At 48.9% G+C, this 22,657-nt stretch carries 17 protein-coding genes, 2 other RNA genes and 1 CRISPR repeat array; all 19 genes read left to right on the forward strand.

All coding sequences use genetic code 11. The features are described 5' to 3' along the window. Window positions 1-370 precede the first annotated feature (370 nt). The 19 genes from ffs (at window position 371) to tsaA (ending at window position 22,650) form a co-directional block, all read left to right on the forward strand. Window positions 371-469, forward strand: an RNA gene (gene ffs / locus H8710_RS07290) — signal recognition particle sRNA small type. 93 nt (window positions 470-562) lie between these two features. After that, window positions 563-2,173 (forward strand): DNA polymerase III subunit gamma/tau, encoded by a 1,611-nt coding sequence (dnaX, locus tag H8710_RS07295; protein WP_249294848.1) that lies wholly within the window; start codon window positions 563-565, stop codon window positions 2,171-2,173. A 36-nt stretch (window positions 2,174-2,209) separates the two neighbouring features. Further along, window positions 2,210-2,557: a YbaB/EbfC family nucleoid-associated protein gene (locus H8710_RS07300; protein WP_249294849.1), complete on the forward strand. Its 348-nt coding sequence runs from the start codon at window positions 2,210-2,212 to the stop codon at window positions 2,555-2,557. A 3-nt stretch (window positions 2,558-2,560) separates the two neighbouring features. Further along, the gene (recR, locus tag H8710_RS07305; protein WP_249294850.1) at window positions 2,561-3,160 is read left to right on the forward strand and encodes a recombination mediator RecR; all 600 of its coding nucleotides are present in this window, start codon (window positions 2,561-2,563) and stop codon (window positions 3,158-3,160) included. 40 nt (window positions 3,161-3,200) lie between these two features. After that, complete coding sequence (smpB, locus tag H8710_RS07310) at window positions 3,201-3,662, forward strand: SsrA-binding protein SmpB (protein ID WP_249294851.1); 462 nt, start codon at window positions 3,201-3,203, stop codon at window positions 3,660-3,662. A gap of 25 nt (window positions 3,663-3,687) precedes the next feature. Then, window positions 3,688-4,518: an alpha/beta hydrolase gene (locus H8710_RS07315; RefSeq protein ID WP_249294852.1), complete on the forward strand. Its 831-nt coding sequence runs from the start codon at window positions 3,688-3,690 to the stop codon at window positions 4,516-4,518. Between the two features lie 42 nt (window positions 4,519-4,560). After that, a complete protein-coding gene (locus H8710_RS07320) occupies window positions 4,561-5,388 on the forward strand; it encodes an alpha/beta hydrolase (protein WP_249294853.1) in 828 nt (275 codons plus the stop codon). Between the two features lie 29 nt (window positions 5,389-5,417). After that, window positions 5,418-5,774, forward strand: a transfer-messenger RNA (tmRNA) gene (gene ssrA / locus H8710_RS07325). A 620-nt stretch (window positions 5,775-6,394) separates the two neighbouring features. Next, window positions 6,395-8,617, forward strand: coding sequence for a CRISPR-associated helicase Cas3' (gene cas3 / locus H8710_RS07330; RefSeq protein ID WP_249294854.1), 2,223 nt, complete (start codon window positions 6,395-6,397; stop codon window positions 8,615-8,617). Between the two features lie 19 nt (window positions 8,618-8,636). Beyond that, window positions 8,637-9,308, forward strand: a complete 672-nt coding sequence (gene cas5c, locus H8710_RS07335) for a type I-C CRISPR-associated protein Cas5c (protein ID WP_249294855.1) — start codon at window positions 8,637-8,639, stop codon at window positions 9,306-9,308. After that, window positions 9,309-11,081: a type I-C CRISPR-associated protein Cas8c/Csd1 gene (cas8c, locus tag H8710_RS07340; RefSeq protein WP_249294856.1), complete on the forward strand. Its 1,773-nt coding sequence runs from the start codon at window positions 9,309-9,311 to the stop codon at window positions 11,079-11,081. Window positions 11,082-11,083: 2 nt separating this feature from the next. Beyond that, entirely contained in the window at window positions 11,084-12,091 is a 1,008-nt protein-coding gene (gene cas7c / locus H8710_RS07345) for a type I-C CRISPR-associated protein Cas7/Csd2 (RefSeq protein WP_283242815.1), read from the forward strand. Continuing rightward, window positions 12,081-12,743: a CRISPR-associated protein Cas4 gene (gene cas4 / locus H8710_RS07350; RefSeq protein ID WP_249294857.1), complete on the forward strand. Its 663-nt coding sequence runs from the start codon at window positions 12,081-12,083 to the stop codon at window positions 12,741-12,743. The genes cas7c and cas4 overlap by 11 nt, the downstream gene beginning before the upstream one ends. Continuing rightward, window positions 12,740-13,768, forward strand: coding sequence for a type I-C CRISPR-associated endonuclease Cas1c (gene cas1c / locus H8710_RS07355; RefSeq protein WP_249294858.1), 1,029 nt, complete (start codon window positions 12,740-12,742; stop codon window positions 13,766-13,768). Before cas4 ends, cas1c begins: the two co-directional genes overlap by 4 nt. A 2-nt stretch (window positions 13,769-13,770) precedes the next feature. Further along, window positions 13,771-14,031: a CRISPR-associated endonuclease Cas2 gene (cas2, locus tag H8710_RS07360; protein ID WP_346727097.1), complete on the forward strand. Its 261-nt coding sequence runs from the start codon at window positions 13,771-13,773 to the stop codon at window positions 14,029-14,031. Window positions 14,032-14,258: 227 nt separating this feature from the next. Continuing rightward, window positions 14,259-16,742: a CRISPR direct-repeat array (repeat unit 32 nt; unit sequence GTCACCCCTCACGTAGGGGTGTGAATTGAAAC). 526 nt (window positions 16,743-17,268) lie between these two features. Further along, window positions 17,269-18,408, forward strand: coding sequence for an anti-phage ATPase IteA (gene iteA, locus H8710_RS07365; RefSeq protein ID WP_008689480.1), 1,140 nt, complete (start codon window positions 17,269-17,271; stop codon window positions 18,406-18,408). Further along, complete coding sequence (locus tag H8710_RS07370; protein ID WP_249294859.1) at window positions 18,401-20,677, forward strand: S8 family serine peptidase; 2,277 nt, start codon at window positions 18,401-18,403, stop codon at window positions 20,675-20,677. The genes iteA and H8710_RS07370 overlap by 8 nt, the downstream gene beginning before the upstream one ends. A 568-nt stretch (window positions 20,678-21,245) precedes the next feature. Further along, window positions 21,246-22,058: a MerR family transcriptional regulator gene (locus H8710_RS07375; protein WP_249294860.1), complete on the forward strand. Its 813-nt coding sequence runs from the start codon at window positions 21,246-21,248 to the stop codon at window positions 22,056-22,058. Between the two features lie 118 nt (window positions 22,059-22,176). After that, window positions 22,177-22,650 carry a tRNA (N6-threonylcarbamoyladenosine(37)-N6)-methyltransferase TrmO gene (tsaA, locus tag H8710_RS07380; protein ID WP_249294861.1) on the forward strand — a complete coding sequence of 158 codons (474 nt, stop codon included), beginning with the start codon at window positions 22,177-22,179 and terminating at the stop codon, window positions 22,648-22,650. Window positions 22,651-22,657 lie beyond the last annotated feature (7 nt).

A 22,657-nucleotide genomic window follows, 5' to 3' on the forward strand; every position in this document is an offset into this window, starting at 1 on the left:
TGAATGGTTATCCCTATAACAAAAACCTTGGGAAAGAGAATTCGGTTTCAGCTGTGCGGACCCATATATTTATAATATACCATACTGATATTCAATAAAGAAATCCGGTTTTGACCGTCTTTCGGCGGGCAAAATTGAGGATGGAATCCTCAAAGGAGTTCTTCAGTGATAAACGCAGTTTTACTGCGTTTATTATACCATAAAAGATCGAAAACGCAAAGTATAAATTTTCATTTCTATCGTATATAACGCATATAAGCTGGGAAAAACTGCATTTTTAAAAAAGTCTTGTCTTTTATGATAAATTATGTTAAAATAGATAAGCATTAATTGAACAATGAAACAGGAGCGTGCCATTGGACATACGGAGAAGCGGGTCCTGCGCGATGAAGCACCGTGAACCATGTCAGGCGGGGAACCGAGCAGCATTAAGCGGACCGTTTTATGTGCCGCAGCAAAGCCTTCTTTTCCGTATGTCCAACCGCACGGTCCGGGTGATACCTCCGGCCTGCTGCTGGAGGTATTTTTTCGAAACGACAACATGCTAGGGGAGGGGAAAACCATGTATCTTGCGCTCTATCGTAAGTGGCGGCCTCAGGTCTTTTCCGACGTGGTGAGCCAGGAACACATTACGACCACGCTTCAAAATCAGGTGCGGTTTCAAAAAACCTCTCACGCATATCTTTTTACAGGCCCCCGGGGCACCGGCAAAACCACCTGCTCCAAAATCCTCGCCAAAGCGGTCAACTGTCTGCACCCCGTGGACGGAAACCCCTGCCTTGAATGCGAAATTTGCAAAGGCATCGAAGAGGGCTCCATCATGGACGTGGTGGAGATGGATGCCGCCAGCAACAACGGTGTAGACGATATCCGCGATCTGCGAAACGAAGCGAATTTTTCTCCCGCTGTCTGCAAATACCGGGTCTACATCATCGACGAGGTGCATATGCTCAGTGTCAGCGCCTTCAACGCGCTGCTGAAAATCATGGAGGAACCGCCCCCGCACATCTTGTTTATTTTGGCGACAACCGAGGTGCACAAGGTGCCTCAGACCATCGTTTCACGCTGCCAGCAGTACGATTTCAGGCGCATTCGCCCTCAGGACATCGCCGACCGGATGCTCCGGATCAGCGAGCAGGAAACGTTCACCCTCACCGAAGATGCCGCCATGCTGATTGCAAGGCTCTCGGACGGCGGCATGCGGGACGCGCTGTCTCTTCTTGACCAGTGTGTGGCCTTTTCCCAGACGGTCAACCTTGATACCGTCACTTCCACGGCGGGAATCGCCGGTTCGGAGCACCTTTTTGCCCTCTCCGCAGCCATGGTCAAAAAAGATACGGCGGAGTGTATCCGTCTCGTCAATGAGCTTTATGACAACGCCAAGGGTATCGAGCGGCTTATTTCAGAGTTGATTTCCCATTTTAGAAATGTTATGATAGTCAAGTCGGTGGCGAATCCAGAAGAATTGGTGGTTTGCCTTCCCGATGAGATGGAACGGTTTAGAGAGCTTGCCAAAGGGCTTCCTTTAGGGGATATTCTGCGGATTTTGTCCATTCTGCAGCAGTGCCTCGACCACCTGTCCAGGAGCGGCAACAAAAAAGTGGAGATGGAAATGACCATGATTCGCCTGTGCAGCGCCGAGGAGGCAGATGCTCCGACGGCTTCCGGCAATAGCGACTTGGCCCTCCGGATCAGTCGTCTGGAACAGGCGCTCGCCCAGGGAACAGCTGCGGCCGCTCCCAAAGAGCCGGTGAAAAGGTCTTCTGTCGGGAAAGAACAAACGGCACCTGTTCCGGTTCCTGCTCCGTCGGCACCGGCGGTTGCCCCCACTGGCGAGGTAGGGCCGATGGGCCCTATGCCGGGCTGGGAAGACCTTTTGCGGGAACTTTCACAAACGGAACCGCCCCTTTACGTCATGCTCAAAGACGCCAAAGCCTTTGTGGGCGGAAACGTGGTCACCATCGACTCCCCGAACCCCATGCTCAAAAGCCTTTTGATGACCGACAACATCGGCGCAAAATTGGCTGATGAAGTGGAGCGGGTTCTTGGAAAGCGGCATCGTCTGCGGATTGCCAAGGTGGAGCGTCCGGCGGAGCAAAAGGCTCCCGACGCGCTCAACGATATTATTAAAAAGGCGGAAAGCCAGGAAATAGAGGTCCACGTCAAGGAATAACCGGCGGGACCCAACAGAAAGGATGTTATTGACAAGATGAAAGCAAGATTGCCTGAAGGGTTCGGCGGAAAAGCCCAGAATATGAACAGCATGATCAAACAGGCCCAGAAAATGCAGGAAGAGATGGAAAAGGCTCAGGAAGAGATCAAGCAGAAGGAATATACTACCACTGTGGGCGGCGGTGCTGTCGAAATCATGATGACTGGCGACAAGGTGCTCAAATCCATCAAGCTGAAGCCTGAGATCGTCGATCCCGAGGACATCGAGATGCTGGAAGACCTTATCGTCAGCGGGGTCAACGAAGTGCTCCGCACCGTTGAAGCCGAGACCGAACAGAAGATGAACGAGATTTCCGGCGGAATTAATATCCCCGGCCTGCTGTAAGCTATGAGCGGGCTACCTCTGCCGCTTCGAAAGCTGACGGAGCATTTCGCCTCCCTGCCGGGCATCGGCAAAAAGACGGCTCAGAGGCTGGCTTTTTATCTTCTTGACATGCCGGAGGAGCAGGCCAAAAGCTTTGCTGATTCGATTCTGGAGGCGAAAAAGGCCATCCACAACTGCAAGGTGTGCCAGAATTTTACCGACAAGGAAATTTGCGACATCTGTGCTTCACCCGACCGCACCGATAAAATCATCTGCGTGGTGGAGGATCCCAAGGATGTGCAGGCTTTTGAACGTTTGCAGGAATACAAAGGGCAGTACCATGTGCTTCATGGGCTTATATCGCCGTTGGACGGTGTGGGGCCGGAGCATATCAAAATCAAGGAGCTTCTTCAGCGGTTACAGACAACCGAGGTCGATGAAGTCATTATGGCGACCAATCCCACCATCGAGGGGGAGGCCACTGCTATGTATATTTCGCGGCTTCTAAAGCCGCTGCAAATCAGGGTCTCTCGGCTCGCTTTCGGTATCCCCGTAGGGGGAGAGCTGGAGTACGCCGACAATGTGACCCTCAATAAAGCGTTGGAAAACCGTATGACTATGTGAGATGCGGGCAATACTCTGTGAGAAAGGATGGTGAACCGAAGTGGCCGCTGGAAACATCATTGCCGTCAACCGCAAGGCCCGGCACGAGTATTTTGTGCTGGAAACCTTTGAGGCCGGGATCGAGCTGGTGGGCACCGAGGTCAAATCCATCCGGCAGGGCGGCGTCAATTTAAAGGACAGCTGGTGCGGCGTGGACGACGGGGAGCTCTACATCAAAGGAATGCATATCAGTCCCTACGACAAGGGCAATATCTTTAACAAAGACCCTTTTCGCGTCCGCAAGCTCCTGATGCATAAGCGGGAAATTATGCGGCTTTACGGGAAAATTAAGCAAGACGGACTGACGTTGATCCCATTGTCTTTGTATTTTAAAAACAGCAACGTCAAAGTGGAATTAGGGCTCTGTAAAGGGAAACAGCTCCACGATAAACGGGACGACATGGCCAAACGGGACGCTAAACGGGAAATGGATCGGGCGATGAAACAACGGTTGAAAGGATAACTGGCCTTAGAGGAGACAGAATAATATGTTTATTCAAAATATCGACCTCGATGTGGATTACGAGTCAATGGGACTCAAGCAGCCGGAAAAGGAACCGGAGCTTACCGGGTACATCCTGAAAAATTACGACGAATACTGCAAAGGGCGAAAACGTCCGGCGGTAATCATCTGCCCCGGTGGCGGATACATGTATTGTTCGCAACGGGAGGCGACTCCTATCGCGATGGAATACTTGGCTGGCGGCATCGATGCCTTTATCCTCCGGTATAGCTGCAAACCGGCTGTTTTTCCCACCGCGCTGGTACAGCTGGCGACAGCGGTGCAATTGGTGCGGGAGCATGCGGAGGAGTGGAATATCGACTCTGATAAAATAATCCTGGTCGGATTTTCTGCTGGCGGACATTTAGCGGCTTCGTTGGGAGTTTTCTGGAACAGCGGCTTGCTTCGAACTCTCGGGTTCTCAGGCGATTCTCACCGGCCAAACGGCATGGTCCTTTCCTATCCGGTCATATCCGCCGTTTCCTATCCCAATACCAGGTCATTTCAAAATCTGTTCGGCGTGGAAGAGCCTTCCCGCCGACAATTGAGCGAGGTGTCCCTGGAGCATTTTGTGACGAAGGATACGCCTCCTGCTTTTTTGTGGCATACGGCAACCGATGAAGGGGTGCCCCCACAAAACAGTTTGATGTTTGCATTGGCCATGCTCGCACATCACCGTCCGTTGGAACTGCACCTTTATCCCACTGGCCCCCACGGCCTGAGCCTTGCCAATGAACTGGTCAATGATGCGGAAAATGTCAATTTGAAAACGGCAACTTGGATAAAATTTGCCATCGATTGGGTCAAGAAACTTTAACCTAAAAAATATGACGGCAATTTAATGACAGGAGTGGGCATTGTGTTTATAGAAGAACTTCACCTAGGTGTGGACTATGAAAAGTGTGGGCTGAAAAGCCCCGAAAAGGCCCCTGTTTTTACCGGGTATATTCTCAAAAACTATGACGAATACTGTAAAAACAGGCTTCGTCCAGCGGTAATCATTTGCCCCGGCGGCGGGTATTTTTACACTTCCGACCGAGAGGCGACCCCGATGGCCACAGAATTCCTGGCGGCGGGGATGAACGCATTCGTCCTTCGGTACAGCTGTGCACCAAGCCGATTTCCGACGGCCCTCGTCGAGTTGGCCACAGCGGTAAAGCTGGTTCGACAACATGCAAAAGAATGGAATATTGACCCTGACAAAATCATTGTTCAGGGGGGGTCCGCCGGTGGGCATCTGGCAGCGTCTTTAGGGGTTTTCTGGGACGACGACGTTCTCCGTTCTCGGGGATTTCAGGGAAAGGAGCACAAACCGAACGCGCTCATTTTGGCCTATCCGGTTATATCCGGAACTTCTCATCCTCATATGGATTCCTTTAAAAATCTGCTGGGGGACGATTTGACCAACGAGATGCTGGAGTTTTTGTCTCTGGAGAAGCGTGTTTCAAAGAATACACCTCCTACCTTTCTTTGGCATACTCTGGAAGATGAAGTAGCCTATCCTCAAAACTCTATGCTGTTTGCCAGCGCCTTGATGGAGTGCGGTGTTCCGTTGGAACTGCACATCTTCCCAGAAGGGTCTCACTCGTTGGTAAACGGCAACGAAATTGCAAACGTGCCGGAGCGTATCCGGCCGAAGGTCCGGGCTTGGATTCCCATGGTAATGGACTGGATCAAAAAACTGTAATAATCCGCGGCGCCATGCCGCGCCCATACGGGGGCGTAAAGGTTTCGACGGGGATTTAGAAATTCAGTAAGCGGGTAGAGCGGGCGAAAGCTCTTTAATCGTCGCACCTAAATATAAACGCTAATTCTAACAACAGAACTTTAGCTTACGCTGCTTAATTAAGCGGCTAGCCTGCCAGAAAAGCACCACGGTTTCTGCCCGGCTTCTAATTTAGTGGTCAACGTCATGGGAGAGGTTCCCGGCTCTTGTGACGTATTAGGGAATACCTTTCGGCAGAGCCTGTTTATCGGCGCTGCGGGAAGGGAATTTTAATAGATAAACTTCACCCGGAGAAAGCTGAATGGAAGGATTTTCGGACGCGGGTTCGACTCCCGCCGCCTCCACCAAAATTATCACTGCACGAACCCCTAAAAGGAAAATTACTGTTTTTCCGCGGGGGTTCGTGTTGTGTGTAGAATGGAAGTAAACCTGTTAGAATCCAACGGTTTGACCAGCGCGGGCTAGCCTCCACCAGCAGGCAAAGCCTGCAGTAAATTCGCGCACCTCGCGTTTGTGAGGCGCGTTTTATTTTTTGCCCGTCTCGGTATGGAATTTGTTTTGTGAACCAACCCCAATTTTATCAATAAATGACCCCGTAAGGCAGTTTTATATTACCTTACGGGGCCATTTTTGTTATGACTCTACCTGGAATTTTTAAAAATAGATATTGTATGAGTCTCCAATATTTTTAAGGCCGCTTTGGGTCTATACGATTGCAATAGGGAATCAATAAACAGAATGATTCAGTTCTAGCAACTTTTGTACATAAAAGATAAAAAATGATACAAATAGTAAGAAAATAGAATAAATAGTCGAATACAATTAGTGAATATATAATTTTTGTGTTTATATGGTATAATTGTACATATAGCATAGTTTTATATAAAATCAATTTATAACAAAATATACAAATTGCACAACAAATAATAGCAAATGCTTTTAATTTATAATGAAGTAGGTGGATTAGGTGATTTTTTATGCCCGTTCGGCCAATTCTTCCGGGTTAAAAGAAACCGTATGCCATCATTTGCAGCGTACCATGGAATTGTGTGCCCAATACGCTGAAGTGTTTGGATGTTCGGATGCAGGAGCGTGGCTGGGGCTTTTCCACGATTTCGGAAAATACAGTCAAGCCTTTCAGGAGGTGCTGCGGGGAGAAAGGCATCATGTGGATCACGCCCTTCCCGGCGCAGCTTTCCTGATGGCGCAATTGTGTGGAAGGGCGGGAAGAAACAGCCCTTACTGGCCGATGGTAGCATCCGTTCGTGCGCACCACGGACAGCTGCGGGACTGCAAAAGCGAGCTGGACGCCTGGCTGAAGGGAGAAACCCTCAGTGCGGAGGGAAATACATATTCGCTTTCAAAGAGTGAAGTCAAGGAGGCGGTAAACCGGTTTTTGCTGGAAAATACCCTTCCGCCTTCGCGGCCCTGTCTGCCGGATTTCCCAGCGGTGTCACCGGGGTTAGCGGAAAACCATCAAAGGATGCTGTTTACACGCCTGCTGTTTTCCGCTCTCACCGATGCCGATTACAGCGCGTCGGCTGAACATTTCAATCCCGGATATTTAAAAAGCAGCGCTTTGACTGATGTGGATCCTGTTGAGGCGTGGGTGGCTTTGGAGAGGTACCGGGAGGACATCCGGCAAAAAAACGGCGGAGACCCTGCTATGAACGGGATGCGAAACTGTCTCTTTGACATCTGCCGTCAGGCGGGGTCAGAGGTATCATCCGGCGTTTATACCCTGACCGCGCCCACCGGGGCGGGAAAAACGCTGGCGATGCTGGCGTTCGGGCTTCAGCAGATGTTACAGCAGGGCAAAAGACGAATCATTTTGGTGCTTCCATACCTGTCAATTATTGAGCAGAACGCGGCGGTTTATCGAAAAATCGTTCCGGAGATTCTGGAAGACCATAGCGGTGCGGAGCGAGGGGCTGACGAACAGACAGCGAGGGAGCTTTCCCAGAGGTGGGACGCCTCCTTTATCATCACCACCTCGGTGAAGTTTTTTGAGAGCCTGTTTGCCTGCACAGGGCCCGCCTGCCGCAAGCTCCACCGGCTGGCGGACAGCGTGATTTTGTTTGACGAGGCCCAGAGCCTGCCCTGCCATCTGGCGGGCGCGAGCCTCTCGGCTTTGCGGGAGCTGGCGGAGACTTACCGCTCCACCGTCGTGTTTTCCACGGCGACCCAGCCAGATTTTGACCAGCTGCCCGACATTACCTGGCGACCGGAAGAAATCGTTCCCGATTCCCAGGAGATGTTCGCCCAATCGAAAAGAGTGCTGGCAGAATGGCGGGTTGACGGAAAAACTCCTCTGGACGAAATCGCCCGGGAGGCGGCAGAGGAAAAAAACGCCTGCCTCATCGTCAACCTGCGCAGCCACGCCCAGACGTTATATAAGCAGCTTTCGGACATCTGCGGGGAGGAGCGGACTTTTCTTCTGACGACGGACCTCTGTCCGGCCCATCGGACGAAGATTTTGGAACAGGTGCGCGCCCTGCTGCGGGAGGGAAGGCCCTGTTTTTTGGTGGCGACCCAGTGCATCGAGGCCGGGGTGGACGTGAGCTTTGATGCGATGTACCGGGCTTTGGCCCCTTTGGAGAGTATCATACAGGCGGCGGGCCGATGCAACCGCAGCGACACCAGAAAGCGGGGAAAAATGATTATTTTCATCCCCGATGAAGAAAAGCTCTACCCGGACGATTTTTACCGGCAGTCCGCCAACGCGGTTTTAACGCTGGCGGCGCGGCATCCAATCGATTTGGACTCTTTGGCGGACATCCGGGAGTATTACGGCATCCTGTTCGGCAGCGGACAGGTGCGGGACAAGCGGCAGCTCACCGAGGCCATAGAAGCCATGGACTTTCCGGCGGTGGCAAAGGCTTACCGTCTCATTGAAAGCACCCAGGTGCAGATCGTTGTGCCCTACGCGGGGGAGGAGTCGCTGTTTTTAGAGCTTGCGGAGGAGGGACGCCGGGGAATCACCAGCGCCTGGATGCGGAAAGCGGCCCCACTGACGGTACACAGCTTTGGATTCCAACAGGCGGCGGATATTTGTGAGCCGTTGTTCGTCTACCGGGGAAAGGAACGGATTCGGGAGGAAACCGGCTGGTACCTCCTTTCCAATCGCAGATATTATGACAGCGAACGAAGGGGACTACAGCTGTCGGTTCCCTTCGATGGAATTACGTAAAAGGACAAGGAGTGATGAAATGAACGAAATTGTTGTGGATGTTTGGGGGGATTTCGCCTGCTTCAGCCGGCCGGAGTCAAAAGTGGAACGATTGACCTACCCGGTGCCGACGCCTTCTGCCATGCGGGGAGTACTCAGCGCCATTTACTGCAAGCCCAACGAGTTTTTTTGGCAGGTGACGAAAATCGAGGTGCTTCGGAAGCCGTCCTATGTGAGCTTCAAGCGCAACGAAGTAAAGGAAAAAATTCCGGAAAAGCCCAAGGAGCCGGTGCGGGTGGATTTGACCGGAGCCGACAAAAAGGGCCGGACCCAGCGGCAGACGGTGGCGCTCAAAGACGTGCGCTACCGGGTCCACGCGCAAATCCGCAAACGGCCTTCTTTTGGCGGAAGCGAAAAACAGCTGTATGAGCAGGCGCTCCGCAGAATCCGCCGGGGGCAGTGCTACTACCAGCCGTCACTGGGGCTGCGGGAGTTTGTGGCGTACTTCGAGGAGGGCACAGGGGAGGCTAGGCCCATCGAGCTGGATTTGGACCTGGGGTACATGGTCTACGACGTTTTTGATCTGCACCGGTTTGAAGTGACCCCGAAAGCTGAGCCTTATGTCACCCTGTTCCACGCCCAGCTAAATAACGGGATTTTAGAGGTGCCGGATTTTGACAGCGAGCAGGTCCTGCGTCCGGAGGTGAAGTAAATGCTTCAGGAATTATACGAATACGCCGTGAAAAATCAGCTTGCGGCCCAGCCGGGCTTCAAGCCAAAACGGATAAAAGCCTATGTCTGCCTGGGGAGGTACGGGGAATTTTTGGGAATCGACCCCGGGCCGCCAGAACCGGTAATCTGTCCCGATATGGGGTCCGCGGCTCAGGGGCCAGCCAAGTGCAACGTATTGGTGGAAAAACGAAACATCCCGCTAAGTGGAGAGAGGCCACTTAAACGCGTCTTTTTTCTCGAGGCGCTAGAGGATGGGGCGGAAAGCGTCCCTCAAATGGCGGTGCTGCGGGCGGTTTTGGACCGGGAAGAAACCGTTTCCGCCATCAATGAGGGTCTGGACCTTCAGAAGATCAAGCCCGGGGACGCCATCGGCTTTAAAGTGGATGGAGTGCCGTTGGAAAGCTTGGCGGGGGACTGGTGGCCCCGGTTCCGGAAAGCCCAAAGCGGCGGCGACAAGCAAAAAACAGCCGCCCGCCGCTGCCTCATTACCGGAGAGCTGGGGACGCCCATCGCCACGGCGGCCAAGGTGCCCGGGCTCATGGCGGTGGGCGGCCACAGCAGCGGGGACGCGGTGATCTGCTTCGATAAGGATGCATTTTGTTCCTACGGCCTCAAGCAGGCTGAAAACGCCTGCGTCAGTGAGGATGCCATGGCGGCCGTCAACGCGGCCTTGACGCGGCTCATCCAGAAGGCGCCTGTACTGGCCGGGGCAAAGTGGATCCACTGGTACAAGGAAGCTCTTCCTCCGGAAGGAGCAGATTTGTTGGCGCAGGCGTTCGGCACTGAAACGGAAGAGGGCGGCGAAAAGGACGACGTCCAGCCCGACGGCGCTTTGGAAGCCGCTGTGGCGGAAGCGGAGGCTACCCGGCTGGTAAAAAGTTACCGGGATGGGGAAAGAATTCGTCTGTCGGACAACATCTACTACCTGATGCCGGTTTCCGGCGCGGGAGGCCGCATCATGGTGCGGGGCTGGCAGCAGGGAAGCTACGAGGACTTGCAGAAAGCCATGAACGACTGGTGGGAGGATTTGTCCCTCGTTTACCGGGACGGGAAAAGCCTTTTAAAGCCGCCTCCCATCGGGAAAATCAACTACCGGCTGCTAAAGCCTCAAAAGGGCGGAAAATCCCTCAACACGCGGATGGAAAAAGAGCTTGCAGGGCTCGAACCCCGGCTGATTTTCGCCATCGTCAACAGGCAGCCCCTGCCGGACGCGGTGGCATCCAAGGCGCTTCAATACATCCGCTCCAAAATGCTGGACAGCGGAGACGACGTAAAGCGGGAGCCGATCCCCGACCCGCTGTGCTGCCAGATTCTAAAAGCGTGGCTGAACCGAAAAAATCGTTTTCATAAAGGAGGAACTGCTATGCAGTCGAAATGCAATCCTGATTGTCCCGAAACAGCTTATCAGTGCGGCCGGATGATGGCGGTGTATGCCGCCATCCAGACCCGCGCCATGGGAAAAAATCTAGGCGCCGGCGTCATCCAGCGATACTATACGTCGGCCAGCACCAGTCCGGCGCTGGTTTTCGGGCGGCTGAGCCAATTGGCCCAACATCATCTCACAAAAATTGAGAGCAAGGGGGCGGTGGTGTTCTACGAAAAGCTTTTGGCCGAGATTTCCGAAAAAATTGGGCGTCAGGTTCCCACCACTCTCACTTTACAACAGCAGGCGGAGTTCGCCTTGGGGTACTACCAGCAGAGAGCGGCAATGTTCGAGAAAAAGACAGACGATGAAACGACGGAGGAGGAATAATTATGGCGATCAAAAACCGGTATGAATTTGTTTACTATGTGCAGTGCATCAACGGGAACCCCAACGGGGACCCGGATATGGGCAATTCCCCCAGAGTGGACCCGGAGACCATGCAGGGCTACATTACCGACGTGGCGACAAAGCGCCGTATCCGCAACTACATCCAGGAAGCTTTCGCAGGACAGCCCGGCATGGAAATCATCATGCAGCAGGGCACCAATATCAACAAATTTATCGCGGAAGCCTGTGAAAAGGCGCCGTGTGATGAAGACGCCTGTGCCAAAACCAAAAATAAGGTCTACGCCGCCCGAGAGTGGTGCTGTGGAAAGTACTTCGACGTGCGCACCTTCGGCGCCGTTTTGACCACCGGGCCCAACGCGGGACAAGTGCGGGGCCCGGTGCAGATCGCCTTCGGCCGTTCTATCGACCCGGTGCTGCCCCAGGACATCTCCATCACCCGGATGTGCGTGGCTGATGGACCCGACAAGGCCAGCACCTATGCGGAATTTGACGAGTGGGAACAAAAACAGCCGGAAGACAAGCTTCGCACCATGGGCCGCAAGCAGTTCATCCCCTACGGCCTTTACGAAGTGCGGGGATTTATCAGCGGTAACCTGGCCAAGGAGACCGGATTTGACGAAAAGGACTTGAAGGCGCTCTTTGAAGCGATTCTCAATATGTACGAACACGACCACAGCGCCAGCAAGGGCGAGATGGAGGTGGTTTCTCCACTGATTCTCTTCAAGCACGTGGGCACCGACAGCGACGAGGAGCAAAGGGCGAGACAGGCGCTTTTGGGCTGTGCGCCGGCACACCGGCTGTTCGACCTGGTGCGGGTGGAGCGGAAGCCCGATTTGGAATGCGCCAGGGACTACCGGGATTATACCGCCAAAATCGACCTGAGCGGGGTTCCCGCCGGCGTGAAAGCGGGCTTTTTGCGGGACGCCTTTGGGGAAATCTGCTGGAACCGGATTCCCGACGGCGAAAGCTGGTTCACCGATGGAAAATGAGGAAGAGAAGCTTCCGCTGTCCTACATTTCCCAGTACGGGTACTGTCCCCGCCGGGCGGCGCTTCTGATGAACCAGCAGCTGTGGCAGGAAAACGAGTATACCGCGGAGGGCCGCGCCCAGCATCAGCGTGTTCACGACGGAAGGGTGGAGCATCGGGGAGATCAGCTCAAATTGTACGAGTTTTCAGTTTGGTCGAATGAATTGATGCTCTCCGGCAAATGCGACTGCGTCGAGGCGGTCAAACAGCCGGACGGCGCGTCCCTCCCAGAACAGGAGGGGCGTTTCCGCCTCTTTCCCATCGAATACAAGCACGGGCGTATGCGCCATGAGCCGGAGTATGAGATGCAGCTTTGCGCCCAAGCCATCTGCCTGGAAGAAATGTACGGGGTCTCTATCCCTGAGGGGGCGCTTTTCTTCATTGACGTCCACCAGCGGCTTGCGGTGTCGTTTTCCGAGGATTTGCGCCGCCGGACCCGGCAAACGGCGGAGGCGCTTTGGTTGTGCTTCCGGGAAAAGGCGCTGCCTCCGGCGAAGGAAAGCCCCAAGTGTAAAAAATGCTCCCTGCGGGAGCCCTGTATGCCCGGCCTGAGCCGCTCCGCCCGGGAGTATTGCAGGGGGCTGCTGGACGAGCTAAAGGAAGGTGCGCCATGAAATCGCTGCAAAACACCTTGTACGTGACGACAAAGGACAGCTACCTCTTTTGGGAAAACGAGTGCATTGCCGTCAGGATCGGGGGAGAGGATAAGGTTCGGATTCCATCTCACACGCTGGACTCAATTTTATGTTTTGGGAATACCACGGTGTCCACGCCGCTGATTCGGTATTGCGGCGAGAGGGGGATTGGGCTTAGCTTTCTTTCGGAAAACGGAGCGTTTTATGGGAGAATCCAAGGGCCGGTCAGCGGAAATGTATTGCTGCGCCAGCGGCAGTTCATCTCCTGTTCGGATCCTGTGTTCGCGGCCCGGATGTCGGCGGATTTTCTGTGCGGCAAACTGCTCAACGAGAAAAACATGCTGCTGCGTGCCGCACGGGAGGCAAAGGATGCGGATATCGCCAGCAAGCTGCGCCTAAAGGCAGACGAGATCGCGGCCATCGCCCGGGAACTTAAGGAGCCTGCCGGATTGGACTCCCTGCGCGGACTGGAGGGGAGCGCCGCCAGCGTTTATTTTTCCTGTTTTGACGATATGCTTCATGCTCAGGACAGGGGGCTGAAGTTCGAGACCAGATCCCGCCGGCCGCCGAGGAATGAAGTCAACGCGGTACTTTCTTTTGTCTACATGCTGCTGAAAAACGATTTGCAGTCCGCGCTGGAAGCGGTTGGATTGGACCCGGCCTGCGGCTATTTGCATACGCTTCGCCCCGGAAGGCCGGCGCTGGCGCTGGATCTGATGGAGGAGCTGCGGGCGCCGCTTTGCGACAGGCTGGTTCTCACGCTGTTCAACCGGGGACAGCTGAAAAAGAAGGATTTTACCTCGGAGTTGGGCCAATTTACCATAGAGGAGAAGGGGCGAAAAACGATTTTATCCGCCTGGCAGGAACGGAAAAGGGAAAATATCCAGCACCCGTTTCTAAAAGAAAAAATCGAGATCGGGCTGATTCCTTTTGTGCAGGCCCAATTGCTGGCGAGAGTGCTGCGGGGGGATTTGGACGAATACCCGCCCTTTATTTGGAGGTAGTCATGTTGATTGTCGCTACATACGATGTGGACGTGACCTCGCCTTCCGGCGCAAAGCGACTGCGCAGAGTAGCGCGCATCTGCGAGAAGTGGGGGATAAGAGTCCAGAACTCAGTTTTTGAGCTGCTCGTGGACCAGGCGCAGTTTGTGACAATACGGGCTGCTTTGGAAAAGGTTATCGACCCGGAAAAGACAGTATCCGTTTTTACCGTTTGGGGAAACATTATGAATCGAAGATTTCTTTCCTGGGGAAGCCGCTGTTGATTGAGCAGGATAAGGATTTGATTCTATGAGCGATGTCAGCGCGAACCGGGCCCGTACAGAAAACGCCGGACCTTTCGCGCAGAATAATTTGATGTTTTAAGGCTGTTATAGGAAGATTGGTTTGTTTAAATTGGCTGCTAAAAATAATTTTTATGAAAAGCAAGTAAAATTTTTTATATTTTGTGCAATTTTCCGATATATTCAATAGGAATTTGTACAAATTTGCTGTCACCCCTCACGTAGGGGTGTGAATTGAAACATGTCCCGGATTTAGAGACCGGAGAAGCTGTTCCAGGTCACCCCTCACGTAGGGGTGTGAATTGAAACGGGACTATGGGCTGAATGCGATTTATTCGGGAAAGGTCACCCCTCACGTAGGGGTGTGAATTGAAACGTGATAGTTTAACTTGCTGGTAACTTGCTGGTAAGGTCACCCCTCACGTAGGGGTGTGAATTGAAACAAGACAGAGGTTACGGATGAACGGGCGATCGTAAGTCACCCCTCACGTAGGGGTGTGAATTGAAACAAATCGCCTATGGGCATGTTCGAAACAGACGAAAGTCACCCCTCACGTAGGGGTGTGAATTGAAACAAACTTAGATGCCTTAACAGCTACTACCATTTTAGGTCACCCCTCACGTAGGGGTGTGAATTGAAACAGAATCTTACCCTGAGCAAGACATATACAAGCTTCGTCACCCCTCACGTAGGGGTGTGAATTGAAACATGGCACAAATCAATTGCTTTATCGAAAAAAGAGGTCACCCCTCACGTAGGGGTGTGAATTGAAACTTACCCGGAACCTACATAGAAGTACGGGCAGGGGAGTCACCCCTCACGTAGGGGTGTGAATTGAAACTTGCTACGGTATCTTTTCGCAGATCTGTGATTTGTCACCCCTCACGTAGGGGTGTGAATTGAAACATATTACAGGTGTCGCGTATCGTGCGAATTAGATGTCACCCCTCACGTAGGGGTGTGAATTGAAACCCTTGCGGGACTTCCTCACTGTAAATCCGGTATCGTCACCCCTCACGTAGGGGTGTGAATTGAAACTTTTAAAGCAAGTTCTCTCATAACTGACTGGTTAAGTCACCCCTCACGTAGGGGTGTGAATTGAAACAGGGACACAAGAGATTTACCGGTGAACTGAAACGGTCACCCCTCACGTAGGGGTGTGAATTGAAACTTTTATGGCTTGCGAAGCCGCTGCTCTTGCGGAAGTCACCCCTCACGTAGGGGTGTGAATTGAAACTTCAGCATCTGGCACTCTTTGATATCATGATATGTCACCCCTCACGTAGGGGTGTGAATTGAAACCTGCTTTTCATCCGCGTCGCAGTCTGACAACAGCGTCACCCCTCACGTAGGGGTGTGAATTGAAACTCAAAAATATATTTTCCTTCTTTGCATTTGGCAAGTCACCCCTCACGTAGGGGTGTGAATTGAAACGATTTCGGCAGCATCCGCCTCGGTGAGCATCCCTGTCACCCCTCACGTAGGGGTGTGAATTGAAACAAAAAGAGATAAGCATAGTTTTTTTCCGACTTCGTCACCCCTCACGTAGGGGTGTGAATTGAAACCTTGTGATGCTTGAGCTATTGGGCTGGGCGGTGTGTCACCCCTCACGTAGGGGTGTGAATTGAAACATTCTCCTTCATTCTGTCTTTCGCAGCTTGTTTCAGTCACCCCTCACGTAGGGGTGTGAATTGAAACATCAACCAAAAAACCAGGACGTTAACGGAAAACCGTCACCCCTCACGTAGGGGTGTGAATTGAAACATAGTTTGTGTATAATCAACAAATAAGCTGAAAGGGTCACCCCTCACGTAGGGGTGTGAATTGAAACAATATCCCTCTGAGTGATTCTAGTCGCCCTGGAAGGTCACCCCTCACGTAGGGGTGTGAATTGAAACTGAAGACTTAAAGGGATATTAGAAGAAGAAGCAGTCACCCCTCACGTAGGGGTGTGAATTGAAACCAAAAGCTCGGTGAATACCGCCGGCAAAAATAAGCGTCACCCCTCACGTAGGGGTGTGAATTGAAACAATAACAGCTCTCATTGCTTACAGGCTGGCTAAAGTCACCCCTCACGTAGGGGTGTGAATTGAAACCGGGAAAAAAACCTGATATCCGAACTAGGCCTAAGTCACCCCTCACGTAGGGGTGTGAATTGAAACTCAGCCAAATAGTCATCAACTATAGGAGAGCCACAGTCACCCCTCACGTAGGGGTGTGAATTGAAACTTCAGCTGCGAGGGCATCACAAATTTAGATCGCGTCACCCCTCACGTAGGGGTGTGAATTGAAACAAGGCCGAAGAGGCAAAAGTAAAGAATGAGGCGGCAGTCACCCCTCACGTAGGGGTGTGAATTGAAACACTATTGAGGACAATACCGGCAGTTTTACCATTAGTCACCCCTCACGTAGGGGTGTGAATTGAAACAACAGCGCGGCCTCCTCGTCGGATAGGCTGTATGTCACCCCTCACGTAGGGGTGTGAATTGAAACTGTAATCTCTATTGCTAATTCTCCGTTTGCGTTGTGTCACCCCTCACGTAGGGGTGTGAATTGAAACGCAAGCTCCCCGGGCGCGGCGGATAATGTGGCTTGTCACCCCTCACGTAGGGGTGTGAATTGAAACGCAAGCTCCCCGGGCACGGCGGATAATGTGGCTTGTCACCCCTCACGTAGGGGTGTGAATTGAAACAGCTTTTTGAGCTTGGCGCTGGTGGCGGCCACTTGTCACCCCTCACGTAGGGAGACGCAGGATGGGTCTTGCGTCTTTTTTCTGTTTTGTTGAACCGTGCCAATTGCCGTTCTCCCTGTGCGTACCGCGAATTAAATCACTATCTCCAGCTAGGAAAGTCCTTGCAGCCCTTGGAGAGATCTACAGGTGAATGGCGCAGTTCCAGCGCGGTTCTGCCAATAGAAGTTGTAAAATAAACCTTTTAAACAGCAAAGAGACGCCGTTAAATGGCAGTAGCCCATAAGGAAACATTACAAAACTTATGACTTACGCCAGGTAAACGGAAAAATAAAAAACTCTATGTGATTGAAAAATCTTTCGCATAGAGTTTTTGTTTATTCAAACGTCTATCATGGTATTTGGATATTAATCCTTGTTCTTTAAAAACGCAAATCGTTCCTAATAAATAATAAATTGTTCTTGATTTATTAAATTTCGTTCTTTACATTTCACATTCGTTCCAGTATAATAATAGGGGAGGTGCGAAATGAAATATTCAATTGAAATAGGAAAAATCATAGAGGGCTCATTAAAACATGATCAAACCAAAGTTATTAACTATACAAACCAATTGATTTCTAAACTTGAAACAGATGGTGAAACACGAGCAGTCGCTAAATTCAAAAAATTATTGTCGGCACAAACAGAAATGTCTTTGACTGCCATGGGAAACAACGCAAAGAGTTTATCGATTCCTGTTGATACAGAATCCAGAACTACGCTTGCTGATATTATTTATCCAGATGAGAATAATATCGAGGTGATATTATCCAAAAGAAATGCTGATAAATTGGACTCATTTATTTTGAGCTATAAAAATGCCGATAAACTAAATGACTTAGGTATAGGGGTATCTAATACGTTGCTGCTATATGGTCCACCTGGATGCGGAAAAACAAAATGTGCTTATTTAATTGCAAAACAACTAAATCTACCACTGGTTATTGCTCGACTTGATAGCCTTATCTCATCTTACCTAGGCACAACGGCCAAAAATATTCGTAATTTATTCGAATTTGCTCAAAAAATCCCATGTGTTCTGTTTTTAGATGAATTTGATGCAATAGCAAAGGCGAGAGACGATAATAATGAATTAGGTGAGCTGAAACGTGTGGTTAATAGTTTATTACAAAATGTGGATTCCATGAGTAAAGATAGTCTGCTTTTAGCCGCAACAAATCATCAACAACTATTAGATTCTGCAGTATGGAGAAGATTTGATTATAAGTTAGAAATTGAGTTACCTGATAAAGAAGCAATCAGTAAACTAATATATTTGTTTACCGGTCACATGGGAACTCTTAGCGAAAAAGATGTTACTGAACTTTCAACATTATTTTTTGGACTGAGTGGTGCAGAAATTGAGGAGCTGATTACAAAATCAATAAGAAATGCTGTTATTCACAACCACTCTTTTGATAAAAAAAATATTTATGAGGAATATTTTATTCTTCAAAATATATTACCTCAAAATTGTAACGACACTCGAAAACTACTTCAAATCAAAGCAAAATATTTAAGGAAATGTAACGAGAAAATATTCAGCCTACAAGTTATTGCTGACGTTTTAGGAAGTTCCAAAACAACTATACAAAAAATTATAAAGGAGGCTGATATACATGAGTAAAAACAATCTACCAATAAAAATAATTCTTCAAAAGACAGATGATATCTTTAGTAATTCCGGTGGTGGAAAAACCAAATTTTTCAGTGAGGTAACACCACAATTACAAATAGACATTTCTAATAAATTTGAATCTTTATTGGAATATTATAATGATGTTTTTGAAGAAAATGAAAATATTCCCGCTATCGGTAAGGTGATAGTTAAGCCTGAAGCAATTGCCAAGTCACATAAACCGGATGATTTATGTAGAAACTGTCCTATTATAGGAACTGAAGATTTAAATGAAATCTATATTAAGGTGAAGAAAAAATCTATACAAGAAACGGTTAAATTGGTTATGAATCCACCGTCAATAAAGTTTAAAGCCAATATGACCGCAGTTTCAGATATCCAACCTATTAAAGCTGATGAAAAAATAACTTCATCACTTGCATTAGCTGCGCAAAGTGATTTCTCTTCAATTAAAAATAACATCAAAGTGAAAATCTTTGATTTTGATGATGATTTTGACAATGCTCAGATTTGGGACTATATAAATAGAAAAATAACATTATTAGGATTACATGATAATTGTGAACTTATCACCTATGGAGAGCATATAAAATTTCTTAAAATTGGAATTAATTCCTATGAAGATATTATAAATATAGCATCTATCAATGGTGTTAAATCTGTTGATTTTTTTCAAGAATACTCTCTTCCAAAAGATGATTTTTCATCAACCGACTTAAAAATGCTTTTGGAACATGAGTATACTGATAGTGAAGTCTCTATCGGCATTATTGATGGCGGCATTAGTGCTGACAATCCTTATTTAAAACCATATATAATTGCCAGGGAAGAATATGTTAGCGAAGTATATCAAAATCCTCATCATGCAACTTTTATTGCTTCAACGATTCAGTATGGAAATTTATTAAATGGCATTAGCAGTCCGACTTGCCATCGTTTTAAATTTGTGGACATTATTGCAATGCCAAACAGTGATAAAAAATTTGGACCTACCGATTCAATATCCGAATATGATTTAATGGAAATTATTGAAGAAGTTATGGAAAAATATTCACACTCGACAAAGATATGGAATATCTCATTAGGCATCGAAAATAAACCATGCAGTGGAACAATGTCTGATTTGGGTGTATTTTTAGATTATATTCAAGACAAATATCATGTTCAAATGTTTGTTTCTAGCGGAAATATCAACGATTTACCACTGCGAACCTGGCCTCCTCAGAGTGGTCTTGGCGAACATGATCGTTTGATATCACCGGCTGACTCTGTAAGAGCTATAACTGTTGGTTCCGTTGCATTGTTTGAATCTGATGATTCCATTGTTAAATTTAATGAACCATCTCCGTTTAGCCGGAGAGGTCCTGGTGCTAATTATGTGGTAAAGCCTGATATTGTAGATTATGGAGGAAACCTCTCTACCACTTATTGCATTGATGGTCTTGGTGTAAAGGGTCTTGATCCAGAAGGTAATATAATTGAGGGTAATGGCACAAGTTATTCAAATCCTAGGGCTTTGCAAAAATTTGCATCTATTTACGAAGAGATGCTAGATCCTAATCTTCTTCTTGCAAAAGCCATGCTTGTTCATTCAGCCAGAATGAATTCGCGTGAATTATTAGATGAAAAGCCTGATAATATTAAGTATTACGGATTTGGAATCCCATCGCCGAATGTCCAAGAAATCCTTCAGTGTAGCGAAGATGAGGTGACCCTTGTGTTTATGCAAAAAATATCCCAAGGTTCACACCTTGAAATGTATGATTTTCCTTACCCAAAATCACTCATTAAAAACGGTAAGTATATCGGAGAAATTGGTATGACGCTTGCCTATTTACCACCTCTTGATGAGCGATACGGACGTGAATATTGCCGAACTAATATTGATGTAAGTTTTGGTACATATTCTTATTCGCAAAATGGGGAAGTTGATTATAAGGGTCAAGTACCTCTTGAAACAAAATGGGATGAAAAATTTGAAGCTGCAAGGGTTGAACATGGATTTAAGTGGAGTCCAATCAAATCCTATTACAGAAAGTTGAAAAAAGGTATCCAACTTGCTGACGGATGGAAACTCCGTATTGATATGACAGCTCGAAATGGTATTTATATTCCTTCCCAAGAATTTGTCCTAATTGTAACAATTAAGGATCCAAATGGCAATGATATTTATTCAGAAATTGCAACAGGACTAAGAGAACGAGGATATATTACAAATAATCTTGAAAGAAGATATCAGGCTCGACAAAGACAATAAAACATCTGAATAAAACTCCCCGCGGCAAGCCCGTATCGCCTAACCCGTGCGATGCGCCACTCCGTGGGCGGGGTATCAGCCCCAGCCTCACTCCGTTCGGCATTAGCAAGCACGCGGCAAGCCGCGGGGAATGTACCCTCCTATGATTCAAAGAAAATTAGTTGCCAAACGAATCCAAATATTATATTTTATATAAGGTAAACGAAAACTCTATGTGATTGAAAAATCTTTCGCATAGAGTTTTTTTCTGTTTTGATACGGTTTGTTTATTCTTTTTTTCAGTGTTCGCAGAACGCGCAGCCATCACCGCAGGTGATGATCTCAGGGGTTTGGGGATATGTCACCAACAAGCATTTTGGCAGGAATACCGGAAACGGATTCCTGCCAAAATACGCAATCTTACGGAAGATTGCATTGCTTGCCATTTTGTGGTGACTAGGAAAAAGTTCTCATACCATGAACAGCATTGATAGACTGAACGAAAGACGGTACAATAGGATGTAGCAAGTAACATATAAAGCTGTGATGAGATAAAAGTACAAATATAGTTAGAGTAGGTGGTGAAACGATGTTTAGAATAGGAGAATTTTCAAAGCTGACGCAGGTATCTATTCGTATGCTCCGCTATTATGATGAGGCGGGCATTCTGACGCCAGCAGAGGTTGACAAGTGGACGGGTCACCGGCTGTATTCGGTGGAGCAAATACCGCGTCTAAATAAAATCCTGTATTTGCGGGATAGTGGGCTGAATGTTTCAGAAATCGCGCTTGCCCTGACGCTGGATGAGCAATCACTCCTTGCGCAGCTTGACAAAAAGCGCATAGAGATAGAAAATGCAATACAGGCCGAACGAGAAAAACTGCGGAAGATTGAACTTGCAAAAAGTGAAATACAGGGTGGTAAAGGAGAACCGCGTTATAACATCTCCGTTAAGTCGATCCCTGCGTATCAGGTGCTATCCCTGCGGAAAGTTGTACCAAACTACTATTCCGAGGGCGACTTATGGGAAGAACTTTCTGCTTTTACAGGTGCGCAAAAAATAGAAATAACGGGCAATACATTTTCCATTTATCACGATACAGAATTTCGGGAGACAGATGTTGATATTGAGCTATGCGCTCCGGTAAAGAAAATGGGAACGGCAAAAGATCCATTTTGTTTTCGTATGACAGAACCGGTCCCGTATATGGCTTGCACAATGGTCTACGGTGATTTTGCGAATATAAAAGGAGCCTACCTTGCCTTTGCCGAATGGCTGCAGAAAAACAGCGAATACAAAATGTCTAACCCGATGCGTCAAATCGTGCATAGGGGCCCGTGGAATGAAAGTAATCCTGAAAAATATTTGATTGAGCTTCAAATACCGCTGAAACAAACATGATTGTACAGACTTTGAAATGTCCTGTGAAAAATGCAGGGCATTTTTTATTTTTCCCTGTTGCATCTCACATGATGTGAGGTCTTATACTGGTTTTACCAACATAGCAAGGAGGGAAAATATGACTTATCAATTAAAAGCCATTGGCAAAGTAAAGAATGATGAAACCGGCACATTTATTCAGTTAGAACCGGAGTACATTCCTGGACTGCAAGCCTTAGAGGGCTTCAGCCACATCAATGTCCTCTGGTGGTTCAGCGATTGCGACAACGATGCAGACCGAAATGAATTACAGACAGAACAGCCCTATGAAGGCGCACCCGAAGTCATGGGTGTATTTGCAACACGATCTCCTGCACGTCCGAACCCTATTGCATTAACAGCGTCCGAAATTATCAACATTGATTTCACCAACGGCATGATTCGTGTTACATTCATTGACGCAAACGACAATACACCCGTACTTGACATCAAGCCCTACACGCCGAGTTTTGACAGGGTAGAAACGCCCGGTGTTCCCGTATGGTGCAGCGAATGGCCGAAAAGTACAGAAGCGTCCGGCTGTTTCGATTGGGGACAGGTGTTCAACTTTTAAGGGGGCG

This window comes from Fumia xinanensis (genome assembly GCF_014384905.1).
Classification (GTDB): domain Bacteria; phylum Bacillota; class Clostridia; order Oscillospirales; family Ruminococcaceae; genus Fumia; species Fumia xinanensis.